General features: G+C 72.2%; 8 protein-coding genes. 1 reads left to right on the forward strand and 7 read right to left on the reverse strand.

Annotation, left to right across the window (positions count from 1 at the left end):
• The first annotated feature begins 127 nt into the window (after window positions 1-127).
• A complete protein-coding gene (locus K7854_RS24225) occupies window positions 128-1,549 on the forward strand; it encodes a condensation domain-containing protein (protein ID WP_226028667.1) in 1,422 nt (473 codons plus the stop codon).
• Here the strand turns inward: K7854_RS24225 and K7854_RS24230 are convergent.
• The 7 genes from K7854_RS24230 to K7854_RS24260 all read right to left on the reverse strand — a co-directional run bounded on the left by K7854_RS24230 (window position 1,536) and on the right by K7854_RS24260 (window position 12,001).
• Window positions 1,536-3,815, reverse strand: coding sequence for a protein kinase domain-containing protein (locus K7854_RS24230; RefSeq protein WP_226028668.1), 2,280 nt, complete (start codon window positions 3,813-3,815; stop codon window positions 1,536-1,538). The two genes, K7854_RS24225 and K7854_RS24230, sit on opposite strands and share 14 nt — an antisense overlap.
• A gap of 58 nt (window positions 3,816-3,873) precedes the next feature.
• The gene (locus K7854_RS24235; protein WP_226028669.1) at window positions 3,874-5,970 is read right to left on the reverse strand and encodes a serine/threonine-protein kinase; all 2,097 of its coding nucleotides are present in this window, start codon (window positions 5,968-5,970) and stop codon (window positions 3,874-3,876) included.
• Window positions 5,971-6,188: 218 nt separating this feature from the next.
• On the reverse strand, window positions 6,189-7,313 hold the full coding sequence (gene ccsB, locus K7854_RS24240; RefSeq protein WP_226028670.1) for a c-type cytochrome biogenesis protein CcsB: 1,125 nt from the start codon (window positions 7,311-7,313) through the stop codon (window positions 6,189-6,191).
• Window positions 7,310-9,145: a cytochrome c biogenesis protein ResB gene (resB, locus tag K7854_RS24245; protein WP_226028671.1), complete on the reverse strand. Its 1,836-nt coding sequence runs from the start codon at window positions 9,143-9,145 to the stop codon at window positions 7,310-7,312. Before resB ends, ccsB begins: the two co-directional genes overlap by 4 nt.
• Window positions 9,146-9,148: 3 nt before the next feature.
• On the reverse strand, window positions 9,149-9,919 hold the full coding sequence (locus K7854_RS24250; protein ID WP_226028672.1) for a cytochrome c biogenesis CcdA family protein: 771 nt from the start codon (window positions 9,917-9,919) through the stop codon (window positions 9,149-9,151).
• A 1-nt stretch (window position 9,920) separates the two neighbouring features.
• The gene (locus tag K7854_RS24255; protein ID WP_226028673.1) at window positions 9,921-10,613 is read right to left on the reverse strand and encodes a TlpA family protein disulfide reductase; all 693 of its coding nucleotides are present in this window, start codon (window positions 10,611-10,613) and stop codon (window positions 9,921-9,923) included.
• 89 nt (window positions 10,614-10,702) lie between these two features.
• Window positions 10,703-12,001, reverse strand: coding sequence for a polysaccharide deacetylase family protein (locus K7854_RS24260; protein WP_226028674.1), 1,299 nt, complete (start codon window positions 11,999-12,001; stop codon window positions 10,703-10,705).
• Window positions 12,002-12,009: the final 8 nt, after the last annotated feature.

Genomic DNA, 12,009 nt, shown 5'->3' on the forward strand with positions numbered 1-12,009 from the left:
CGGTGGGGGCGTATCGGCGTTCGAGAGGCCATCCGTTCCGTTGAACAGTGCCGACACAGCGGGTACGCGGCCGCGCGGACGGCATTCCCTTGGTCGGGTCTGTACATCTGCGAACGGAGACCCCCTCGTGCGAATGACCGACATCCACCGCTGCGAGATCCGGCCCGGGCGCCTCGTCGAGTGGACGCTCAGTCCCGCGACGCTCGACATCGCGGCGGCGCTGCCCGAGGACGCGCGACCGCCCGCGTACATCCAGGAGTCGCACATCCGGACGGCCCGGTCGGTGCGCGAGGACGGCCTGTTCGTGCCCACCTGGCTCGGCGCGGCCTTCGACCTCCCGGGCCCGGTCGACCTCGACGTGCTCCAGGAGGCGCTGCGCGCCTGGACCCTGCGGCACGAGACGCTGCGCAGCGGCTTCCGGTGGAGCGGCGAGGGCGGCGACACGATGCGCCGGTTCACCCTCGACGCGGACGCCGTGGCCCTGCACCGCGAGGACATCGGCGACTTCCCGGACGCGACGGACCTCGCCCGGCACCTCCAGGACCGCTTCGACCGGGTCGCGGACGCGCTGCGCTGGCCCAACCTCATCTACACGGCGGTGGTCCGCGACGACGGCGTCAGCGTCTACATGGCCTTCGACCACAGCAACGTCGACGCGTACTCCATCTACCGCATCCCCGCCGAGGTCGGCGAGCTGTACGCCGCGGGCGTCGCGGGGCGGACCGTGCCGCGGCCCCGGGTCGGCTCCTACGTCGACTTCTGCGCGGCCGAGCGGGCGGACGCGGACCGGATCGACGGCGACCACGACATCGTGGCCCGCTGGCGGGAGTTCATCCGGCGCTGCGACGGACGGCTGCCGTCCTTCCCCGTCGACCTCGGGGTCCGGCCCGGCGGCAGGCTGCCCGAACAGCGGATGCTGCGCGAGCCGTTGGTGGACGCGGCCGACGCCGCCGCGTTCGAGGCGTACTGCCGTCCCTACGGCGGCAGCCTGGTCGGCGTGCTGGCCGCGACCGCGCTGATCGTGCACGAGATCGGCGGCGAACCCGTCTACCGCACCGTCGTGCCCTTCCACACCCGGTCGCGGTCGCAGTGGGCGGAGTCCGTCGGCTGGTACGTGGGCGGCGCGCCGATCGAGGTCCCGGTGGACCGGGCCCACGACTTCCCCAGCGCCCTCGGCACCGTCCGCGCCGAACTCCAGGCCAACCGGCGGCTGTCCCGCATGCCGATCGACCGGGTGCTGCGCCTGCTCGGCACCGACTTCCGGCCGACCTCGCCCGACCTGTACTCGATCGTGTCGTACGTCGACGCCCGCGACGTCCCGGGCGCGGGCCGCTGGCCGGACCAGTCGGCGTACGCGCTGCTCCGGGTCTCCTACGGCGACCAGGTGTGCGCCTGGGTGACCCGGCTGCCGGAGGGCCTGTGGTTCGCCAGCCGCTATCCGGACACCGACGTCGCCCACAAGAACCTGCGGCTGTACGTCGAACGGCTGCGGGACGTCGTCACGGGCGTCGCCCGCGGGGACTTCGGGCCGCCGCTCACCGCTCGGTGAGGGAGATCCGGCCCGCGTGCAGGCGCCCGTCGCCGCCGTCGAAGTACACCCGGTCCCCGTCGAGGGCCGCGTCGGGATCACCGGACGACAGCCGGGTCTTCGCCGTCGCTCCGGTACGGGCGTCCGCGGCGTGCAGGGCGCCGGCCTTGGTACTGAAGAGCACCGAGCCGTCCAGCAGACCGTGCAGTTCGGGATCGCGTTCGGTCTGCTCGCTCCACCGCCGCTTCCCGGAGTCGGCGTCAACCGCGTGCACGGCCCCGGTTTCGGAGTCGCTGGTGACACCGCCGAGCCCGCCGTACACGACGCCGTCCGAGACCACGAGGGGGTCGAGCCACTGCCGCAGGGACTCGGTGTCCGCGTCGTAGATCCACCGTCGTGTGCCCCGCCGGGCGTCGACGGCGTGGAGGACACCGCGGTCGTCACCGAAGTAGACCGTGCCGTCCGCGACCTCGACCGCCGACAGCTCGCCCGGGTACGGCCGACTCGTTCTGGAGCTGTAGCGCCACAGCTGCTCCCCCGTCTCCGCGTCCCAGGCGTAGAAGTAGGTGTCGTCCGGCTCCCGGACCCCGCCGTAGACGACGCCGTCCGCGACCGCGAGCGCGTCGGACAGGATCTGGTCGATCCTGTGGGTCCACTTCAGCCGCCCGGTGGCGGTGTCCACCGCCGACACGGAGTATCTGACGGGGAGTTCACTCCCCTCGGCCAGGTCGTACATGGCGCTCGCGTACACGGTGCCGTCGGCCACCACGACCCGCATGTAGAGGTCGAAATCCGCTCCGGGTGGCGTCTGCGTCTGCGCGTCCACCATCCAGACTCGCTTGCCGCTGTCCATGTCGATGCCCTGGATCGTGCCCTCCTCGTTGCTGGAGATCACCGCCAGCCCGTCGACGACGCCCGCGAAGGACGACGAGCCCGGACTGGGGTACGTCCACACGGGGTTGCCGTCCGCGGTCCTCACGGCGTGCAGCCGGCCGTCGTCGCCCTCGCCGACCAGCTTTCCGCGGGCGACCTCCGACTGTCGGAGGTCCAAGTCCGACGGCCACAGCTCCCGCACCGCCAGCTGTTTCGCGGCGGCCGTGGGGCTGCCGCTGCTCTCGGTGCCGTTGCCGCGGCCCGACGAGCCGGAGAAGGCACGCGGCAGCAGCAGGCCGGCGACGACGGCCAGGACGACGAAGGCGCCGGCCGCGGCGAGGACCGCCGTACGCCGCCGGGCCGTCCCCCGCGGCCGGGTGTCGGACGAGGGGGCCGGGGGCGGTGTGCCGAGCCGGGCCGTGGCGACGGCGGTCGGCGCCGGCCCCACCGTGACGGTCGGCAGGTCGGCGTCCGGGGGCGGCGCTGCGGTCGCCTGAGCAGGCGCCTGGGGCAGCGGCTCGGCACCCGGGGCGGCGACGTCGGCGGCGACTGGCGCGGGCAGCCAGGTACCGGCGGTGAACGTGCCCCTGGTGCCGTCGGCCGCCTCCCAGCGGCCCAGTTCCGCGACGAGTTCGGGCACCCCGGGCCGCTGCCGCGGGTCCTTGGCCAGGCACCGGGCGACGACCTCGGCGAGTCCGTCCGGCACCCGCCCCAGGTCGGGTTCCTCGTGCACGACGCGGTAGTTGACGCCGTGCGCGGGCCCGCCGCCGAACGGGCCGGTCCCGGTCGCCGCGTACGCCAGCAGCGCGCCCAGCGCGAACACGTCCCCGGGCGGCCCCACCTCGCGGCCGACCAGCTGCTCGGGCGGAAGGTAGCCGGGGCTGCCGACCACGGCGCCCGTGGTCGTGAGCTTGGTGTCGTCGGCGGCCACCGAAATGCCGAAGTCGATCACCCGGGGTCCGTCCGGCGCCAGGAGCACGTTCGACGGCTTCAGGTCGCGGTGCACCACGTCGGCCCGGTGGATCGCGTCCAGGGCCTCCGCCAGCCCGGACCCCAGGGCCCGCACGGACCGCTCGGGCCAGACTCCGTGCGCCGCGACCGCCGTGCCCAGCGCGACGCCCGGCACGTAGGCGGTGGCCAGCCACGGCAGGTCCGCGTCCGGGTCCGCGTCGACCACGGGTGCGGTGAACGGGCCCGAGACCCGCTGGGCCGCCGCCACCTCCCGCCCGAACCGCCTGCGGAAGGCGGGGTCCTCGGCCAGTTCCTCGTGCACCACCTTCACGGCGGCCGCCCGGCCGCCCGGCGAACCGGCCAGGTACACCCGGCCCATTCCGCCCGAGCCGAGCCGGGCGACGATCCGGTACGGGCCGACCCGCTCGGGATCGCCCGTCTGCAGCGGTAGGTACGCCTGCACTCCGCCATTCCTCCCTCGTGCCGGTCTCCGCGCGCCGTCCGTGCGTGCGGGGTCGGGATCAGGTCGCGGCCCGGTAGGCGGTCAGCCGGCCGTCGATCTCGGTCACCACGACGTCTCCGATGACCCGGACGTCCGTCTCGTCGCCCCCGCCCAGCGACTCCCGCCAACCGGGCTCGCCGCTGCCGGTGTCCAGGGCGGTCAGTCCGCCGTCCGAGGCGTGGACGAGGAGGGTGTCGTCCACGACGTCCAGGGACGTCACCTCGTCGGCCTCCTGTTTCCGCCGCCACCGCTGCGATCCGGTGTCCGCGTCGAAGGCGGAGATGTAGGCGTCGTTCTCGAAGTACACCGTGCCGTCGGCCACTTGAGGCATGCCGGCACCCTCGCCGAGCCTGCCGTCCCACAGCTCGCCCTGGAACGTGCGGCGCCACTCCTCCTCGCCCGAGCGCGCGTCGACGGCGTAGAGCGAGCCGTCCAGGGTGCCGAAGTAGACCTTGCCGCCCGCCACCACGAGGCCGGTCTCCGCGTCGCTCGCGGCCTGGTGGGTCCACTTCTGCTTGCGGGTCCGGAGATCGACGGCGATCAGTTTCTTCCCGCTGTGCACGAGGAGGACCTCGTCGGTGACGGCGATGTTGCTGCCGTCGGCGTTGACCCCGAATCCGTAGTCCCACAGCTTGTCCCCGGTACGGGTGTCGAGGACGTAGAAGAAGGAGACCATGTCCGCGTAGGCCACGTCGCCCACCACCACCGGCGACGGATGGAAGGTGTCGTCCATGTACCGCCAGCGGTGGTCGCCGTCGTCCGCGTCCACCGCGTACAGGTGGTCGTTGCTGCCGTAGAACAGGAGGCCGCCCGAGACGCCGGTGATCCGGATGTCGTTGCCCACGTTCTTCAGGTGGCCCGTGTCCTGGCTGACGTCGTCGACCCGTACCCGGCGGTCCCAGCGCCGCGAGCCGTCGGTGACGTCCAGGGCGGTGATCCGGTGGTTCTTCTCGTGCTCCAGGTAGAGCAGCTCCTGCGAGGACGCGGACAGCCGCTGTCCGTCGGCCAGGCTGTACGTCCAGAGCTGCTCCAGGTTGGGCGGCCGGGTGGGCCCGTCGTCGTCGGCGGCCACCCTCCACAGCACGGCGCCGGCCGCAGTGACGGCCAGTGCGGTCGCGGTGGCGAGCACCGTCCGCAGGCGGCGGCGCCGGGTGCCGGGCGGTGCCGGGGCGGGAGCGGTCTGTGTGGTGGCGTCCCCCGGGCGGGGCAGGGGCTCGGTGGGGGTATCGGCCCGCAGCCGGGCGGCCGAGTCGGCGACCGGGCCCGGCAGCCACCCGGCGGTCGTCACGTCCCCGTCCGGTGCGGGGGTCTCCGGCTCGCCCAGTTCGTCCAGCAGCCGGGCCACCGTGGGCCGCTGCGCCGGGTCCTTCGCGAGGCACCGGGCCACCACGTCCGCGAGCGCGGGGGCCAGGGCCCGCAGGTCGGGGTCCTCGTGCACGACCCGGTAGTTGACGGCGTGCGACGCGCCGCCGCCGAACGGGCCCACGCCGGCCGCCGCGTACGCCAGCACCGCCCCCAGGGCGAACACGTCACCGGCCGGTCCCGAGCCCTCGTGGCGCAGCTGCTCGGGAGGGATGAAGCCGGGGGTGCCGATCACCGTGCCGGTCTGGGTGAGCGCGGTGTCGTCGGCCGCCGCCGAGATGCCGAAGTCGATGACCCTGGGGCCGTCCGGTGCCAGCAGGACGTTGGACGGCTTCAGGTCCCGGTGCACCAGGTCCGCGGCGTGCACCGCGGCCAGTGCCTCCGCCAGGGCGGCGCCGAGGCCGCGAACCGCCACCTCCGGCCACACCCCGTGCCGGGCCACCGCCTCCTGGAGCGAGAGGCCGGGCACGTACTCGGTGGCCAGCCAGGCGGGGTCGCCCTCCGGATCGGCGTCCACCACCGCGGCGGTGAAGAATCCCGTCACCCGCCGCGCCGCCGCCACCTCCCGCACGAAGCGCCGCCTGAACCCCTCGTCCCGCAGCAGCGCCTCCCGCACCACCTTCACCGCCACCGCACGCCCGCCGGGCGAACGGGCCAGGTACACCCGGCCCATGCCGCCCTGGCCCAGCCTGGCCAGCAGCCGGTACCGCCCCACCCGTACCGGGTCCCCCGCCGTCAGTGGTACCGACGCCACCGCCCCGCCCTCCCCACGCCCGCGACCCCGCGGCCCGCCGCCTCAACGGGCCCTCCCCGCATCGGACTCCGGGTAACACCCCCACGGTTCCCACTCGGCCCACCGGCCATCCCCCGTACGGCGGACTCTCCCCGGAACCGTCACGTCCCCGGACGCCACGGCGAAAGGCCGGTTCCGGTGACCTGGGTCACGGGAACCGGCCTTCGGCCGTGCCTTGTTCAGAAGCCCACCGACTGGAGGGCGCCCAGGCCCACGTCGGCGTAGGAGTGCTTGCCGGAGACGAAGATGTTGACGCCGTAGTAGTTGAACAGCCAGCAGGCGAAGGCGACCAGGGCCAGGTAGGCGGCCTTGCGGCCCTTCCAGCCGGCCGTGGCGCGGGCGTGCAGGTAGCCGGCGTAGGCGACCCAGGTGATGAAGGACCAGGTCTCCTTGGGGTCCCAGCCCCAATAGCGGCCCCAGGCGTCGCCCGCCCAGATCGCGCCCGCGATGATCGTGAAGGTCCACAGCGGGAAGACGGCGGCGTTGACGCGGTAGGCGAACTTGTCCAGGGAGGCGGCGGCGGGCAGCCGGTCCAGGACGGAGCTGGCGAAGCGGCCGGGCGTGCCGCCGGAGGCGAGCTTGTTCTCGAAGCTGTCCTTGAAGAGGTACAGGATGGTGGCGACCGCACCGACGTAGAACACCGCGCCGCAGAAGATCGCCGTCGAGACGTGGATGTACAGCCAGTACGAGTGCAGGGCGGGCACCAGCTGGTCGCTCGCCGTGTAGAGGACGGTGACGGCGAGGCCGAGGTCGAGCAGGACCGTGGTGGTCAGGGGCAGGCCCAGCCAGCGGACGTTCTTCTTCAGGGCGAGCAGCGCGAGGTACACGCCGACGGCGACCGTGGTGAACGTGATGTTGAACTCGTACATGTTGCCCCACGGCGCCCGCTCCACCGACAGGGCGCGGGTGAGGACGCCGCCCGCCTCGACGGCGAAGGCGAGCACCGTGAGCGAGATGGCGACCCGGCCGTACAGGTCGCCCTTCTCGGTGCCGCCGTGCGCGCCGGGGCCGTCGGGCACGTCGCGGGTGCCGGTCGCGGACCGTACGACGACCTCGGGGCGCTCCAGTACGGCGGTGCCGCCGGCCTTCTTCACGGTGACGGCCGGACCCGACCTGGCGCCGGCCTTGGCCCCGGCCTTGTCGGTGGTGAGCGCGGCGGCCGTGCGGCCGACCTTGCTGCGGCTGCCGAAGAGCCACTCGGCGATGTACGCGAAGAAGGCCAGCGTGTAGACGGCCATCGAGGAGTAGATCAGCGTGTTGCTGACGTTCGCGAGATGCTCGTTGGTTGCGGCGGCGAGATTCACTTCTCAGCCCCTTCGGCAGGTACGACGTGGGTGTCGGGGGAATCGGGGGTGTCGTCGTTCTCGGGCGCGTCGGGCTCGTCGGTCGCCGCGGGGGTCTGGTCGTACAGGACCCCGGCGAGGTCGCCCAGTTCCTCGGGGACCTTCGCGGACTCGCTGCGGCCGAGGCCGGCCATCTCCACGACGGTGACGCCGTCGGCGCCGCGCACGGCCCGCACCCAGACCCGGCGGCGCCGGATGAACAGCGAGCCGGCCAGGCCGAGGATGGCGATGACGGCACCGCCGAGCGCCCAGCCGCTGCCGGGCTGCCGGGTGACCTGGAAGCCGGCCCACTCCTGGACGCCGTTGAAGGTGACCGAGCCGGCGCCGTTCGGGAGGGTCATGGTGTCGCCGACCTTGAGCTGCTGCTTGAACAGCTTTCCGTCGGAGCCCTTGAACTCCTCCAGGTTGGTCTTGTCGAGCTGGTAGACGCTCTGCGGGATGCCGGCGTCGACGCCGAGGTCGCCGTGGTAGGCGGAGAGCGCGAGCATCGGGTTGAGCAGCGCCGGGAAGCTGGAGAGCATCGTGCTGCCCTTGCCGCCGTAGGTCGGCAGGAAGAACGCGTTGAAGCCGAGCTGCTCCTTCTCGCCCTTGGCGTTGCGGTAGCCGTCCATGACCTTGACGGCGCCGGAGGAGGTGACGTTGGCGTCCAGCGGCAGCAGGGCGACCGCCTGCTTGTCCATCACCACGTCGCCCTTGGCGTCCTTGACGGTGAGGATGGGGGCGTAGCCGTGGCTGACGAGGTAGACCTTGGATCCGTCGATCTCCAGCGGCTTGTTGACCTCGATGGTCTTCGACTTCTCGGCGCCGTCGGCACCCTCGCTGTAAGTGACCTTGGCCTCGTAGACGCGCGGGGTGCCGCGGTTGGGGCCGGTCGCCTCGTAGGTGCCGTGGAAGTCCTTCAGGGTGAAGCTGAAGGGGGCCAGGTCGTGGGCGGCGTCGAAGAGGTTCCCGGACTTGAAGTCGTCGTACTGGGTGAGGGTGTTGGAGAAGCCGTCGCCCTCCAGGACCAGCTTGTTGCCCTCGTACTTGAACAGCTGGCCCCAGGCGAAGGCGATCAGCATCACGATCAGCGCGATGTGGAAGGCGAGGTTGCCGACCTCGCGCAGGTAGCCCTTCTCGGCCGCGACGGCGTCGCCGACGGCGTCCGCGCGGAAGCGGCGCTTCTTGAGCAGCTTCAGCGCGGCCTCGCGGACCTCCTCGGGCTCGGCACCGGTGCGCCAGGTGGTGTAGGCGGGCAGCCGGTCCAGGCGCCGGGGCGCGCGGGGCGGGCGGCCGCGGAGCTGGCCGACGAACTGCCAGGTGCGCGGGACGATGCAGCCGATGAGGGAAACGAACAGCAGGATGTAGATCGCGGAGAACCACACCGAGCTGTAGACGTGGAAGAGGCCGAGCTTGTCGTAGACCGGCCCGAGGATGTCGTGGTTGTCCCGGAACTCCTCGACCTTCAGGGCGTCGACGCCGTCCTGCGGGATCAGCGACCCGGGGATCGCGCCCAGGGACAGCAGCAGGAGCAGGAGCAGGGCGACCCGCATCGAGGTGAGCTGGCGCCAGAACCAGCGGGCCCAGCCGACCACGCCGAGCGAGGGGAGGTTGGGCGCCTCTTCCTTGGGGGCCGTGGACAGCTGGGAGCCGGCGGCGCCGAGGTCCTGGTCGTCGCCGGTCGGCTTGTCCGCCGGGGTCTTGGCTGTCGTGGCCTTGCCCGTCTTGGTCTTGCCTGTCTTGGTCTTGTCCGTCTTGGTCTTGCCTGTCTTGGTCTTGTCCGTCGGGGTCTTGCCCGTCGTGGTGTTGCTCATCGGTCAGATCCCCACAGTGAAGCCGTTGGACCAGGTCTGCATGTCCTGCACGATGCTGTCCCACGCGCCGGTCAGCAGCAGCAGGCCGGTCGCGATCATCATGACGCCGCCGATCCGCATCACCCAGACATAGTGGCGCTTGATCCAGCCGAAGGCGCCGAGCGCCTTGCGGAAGGCGACCGCGGCGAGCACGAAGGGCACGCCGAGGCCGACGCAGTACGCGACGGTCAGTATGGCGCCGCGGCCGGCCGTGCCCTGGTCGGCGGAGAGCGCGAGGACGGACGCGAGGGTCGGACCGATGCAGGGCGTCCAGCCGATGCCGAACAGCGCGCCCAGCAGCGGCGCGCCGACCAGGCCGGTCACGGGCCGCTTGTGGAAGCGGAACTCGCGCTGGGTGAACCAGGGCATGAGGCCGACGAAGAAGACGCCCATGAGGATCATGAGCACGCCGAGCACCTTGGTCAGGGCGCCGCGTTCCTCCTGGAGCGTGGAGCCGAAGTACCCGAAGAGCGCCCCGCTGGAGACGAAGACGGCGGTGAAGCCGAGGACGAAGAGGGAGGCTCCGGCGACCATCCGGCCGCGCCGGGCCTCGCCGAGGTCCGTGCCGGTGACGCCGGTCACGTAGGAGAGGTAGCCGGGGACGAGCGGCAGGACGCAGGGCGAGAAGAAGGAGACCAGGCCGCCGAGCAACGCGATGGGGAGGGCCACGAGGAGGGCGCCGTTCAGCACCGTGCCGTTGTAGCCCTCGGCGGCGAGGGTGGTCACTGCGGACACGTCACTTCTCCGGCTTGCCGGAGTCCGCGGACCCCTCGTCGAGGTACGGGGCGAGCATCTTGCGCAGCTTCTCCTCGCTGAGCGCCTGGAGGGTGCGCGCGGCGACCTTGCCCTCCCGGTCGATGACGAGCGTGGAGGGCACGGCCTGGGGGTTGAGGGTGCCCTTCTCGAAGCGGAGCATCAGCCTGCCCGCCGGGTCGTACAGGCTCGGGTAGGTGACGCCGTAGTCCTTCTCGAAGGCGCGGGCCGGGCCGGTGGAGGTGTCGCGGGTGTTGATGCCGACGAACTGGACGCCCTGGTCCTTGACGTCCTGGTAGACCTTCTCGAAGTTCTTGGCCTCGGCGCGGCAGGGCGGGCACCACGAGCCCCAGACGTTGAGGACGACGACCTTGCCCTTGTAGTCGGCGACGTCGACCTGTCCGCCGTCGACGGTCTTGCCGGACAGCTCGGGGGCGTCGGCGCGCTGCCCCTTCTTCGCGGTGGCGATGCCGTCGGAGCCGGTGATGAAGCCGGTCTGGCCGCCGCCGCCCGAGGTGCCGCCGGAGCTGCACGCGGACACCAGCAGCGCCGCGGCGGCCGCGCCGACGGCGGCCCGGGCGGCCCGGCTACGGACCCGGGCGCGGGCGTCGGCCGTGCGGTCGGCGGTGCGGTTCGAGCGGTTCGAGCGCAGGGGGGCGCGGCTGGCGGCACTCATGTGAAAAGTTTCGCATGTCCGTTCCGAGGATCTTGCGCACCCCCCTCGCGGTCGGAAACCCGCATTTCAGGCGCCGTTTCGGGGGCGTTTCAGGCGGCGTTCGCGGGGGCGCCCGAGGAGGCCGGGGTGTCCTTGAGGAAGGCGTTCCAGCCGCCGGCCGGCCGCTGCCCCACCTCGACGGTCCGCAGCTTGGCGAGCACCTCGGGCTTCTGCACGTCCAGCCAGTCGGTGAACTGGCGGAAGGAGACCAGCCGGATGTCCTCGCCCTTCTCCTTCTCCCGCGCGACGTGCTTGAGGACGTTCTCCACGGCGTCCATGTAGATGCCGCCGTTCCACTCCTCGAAGTGGTTGCCGATGAAGAAGGGTGCCCGGTTCGTCTCGTACGCCCGCTTGAAGCCGGATATGTACGCCTTGGTGGCCTGTTCGCGCCAGCCCGGGTAGTTGTGCGCGGGAGCCTTGGTCGAGTTGACCGACTGGTTGGCCAGGATGTTGTAGTCCATGGACAGGACCTCGAAGGAGTGGCCGGGGAACGGTATCTGCTGCAGCGGGAAGTCCCAGATCCCGTCCTTCTTCACCGGCCACACCTGACGGCCGCCCGGCGAGGAGGCGTCGTAGCGCCAGCCCAGCTCGCGGGCGGTGGGCAGCAGGTTGTCCTGGCCGAGCAGACAGGGCGTGCGGCCGCCGACGAGTTCCTTGTCGTAGTCGAAGGGCAGGGCGGGCAGGTCGGTCCAGCCGCTGTTGGTCTTCCACTCCTTGACGAAGGACTTCGCCTGGTCGATCTCGCTGCGCCACTGCGCGGGCGTCCAGTTGCCGACGCTGCCGCCGCCCGCGCAGAAGTGGCCGTTGAAGTGGGTGCCTATCTCGTGCCCGTCCAGCCAGGCGCGGCGGACGTTCTCGAGGGTGTCCTTGATGTGGGCGTCGGTGAGGTAGCCGATGTCGGAGGCGCCGCGCGGGTTGTTCGGCGGGTCGTAGCGGCGCTTCTTCGACTCGGGCAGCAGGTACAGGCCCGAGAGGAAGAAGGTCATGTGCGCGCCGTGCTCCTGGGCGAGGTCCAGGAAGCGCGGGAAGAGCCCGTTGCCGACCTCGCCCGCCCCGTCCCAGGAGAAGACGACGAACTGCGGGGGCGTCTGGCCGGGCTCCAGCGGCACGGGGGCCTCGGGCTGGTGCGGCTGCTTGCCGGTGTACGACGTGGAGCCGTCGCCGATGGGCTTCGCCGGGGGCTTGCTGCTGCCGGAGGGCGACGGTTTGCCGGCGCCTCCGGCCTGGTGCGAGCCGTCCGACGAGGGGTGGGAACCGGTGCCGCAGCCCGCGAGCCCGACCGCCGCCGCGGCCCCCGCGCCGAGTCCGAGCATCCCCCTGCGGGTGAGAGTGCGGTTGGAAGTGCGCATCGCAACCT

It is taken from the genome of Streptomyces hyderabadensis (assembly GCF_020404845.1).
Lineage (GTDB): Bacteria > Actinomycetota > Actinomycetes > Streptomycetales > Streptomycetaceae > Streptomyces > Streptomyces hyderabadensis.

Coding starts and splice junctions, on each gene's coding strand:
- resB (WP_226028671.1), bottom strand. CDS start 9,145: ATGAGCAACACCACGACGGGCAAGACCCCGACGGACAAGACCAAGACA.
- K7854_RS24255 (WP_226028673.1), bottom strand. CDS start 10,613: ATGAGTGCCGCCAGCCGCGCCCCCCTGCGCTCGAACCGCTCGAACCGC.
- K7854_RS24260 (WP_226028674.1), bottom strand. CDS start 12,001: ATGCGCACTTCCAACCGCACTCTCACCCGCAGGGGGATGCTCGGACTC.